Annotated in this window: 1 protein-coding gene; it reads left to right on the forward strand. The window is 53.4% G+C overall.

Annotated features, from left to right (window positions below; all coding sequences use genetic code 11):
* On the forward strand, positions 1–485 hold a 485-nt coding region (locus ACTHUM_RS19175; RefSeq protein WP_440403868.1), incomplete at both ends, for an oligopeptide:H+ symporter.

Here is a 485-nt window from a genome sequence, read left to right on the forward strand (position 1 = left end):
GTCGTGATGACCGGCCATATTTTATTGGCGATTGTGCCGGGCTTAATGGGATTGCTGTTGGGCTTGGTGTTTATCGCGCTGGGCAGCGGCGGCGTGAAATCGTCTGCCGGTTCGATGGTCGGCTCTTTGTATGAACGGGACGACCTGCGCGAATTACGCGATGCCGGTTTCTCCATTTTCTATATTTCCATCAATATCGGCGGTTTCTTAGGCCCTTTGTTGACCGGTATTTTGCAAGACAGAATGGGTTTCCATTACGGTTTCGGCGCAGCGGCCGTCGGTATGGCATTTGGCCTGCTGTGGTATTCGCGCGGCCGTAAAAACCTGCCGCATACTCCGGCTCCGAATCCGTTGCGTCCTGAAAAGATACAGACTGCAATAGCTGTCGGCGTGTTGCTGGTTTTGGTGTTGGGCAGCGTGATTGCTTCCGGCGTGCTCAATCTTGAGAACTTTTCACGCTGGCTTTTGGGCGTGGTCATTATCAC

The organism is Neisseria sp. P0021.S006 (genome assembly GCF_051956895.1).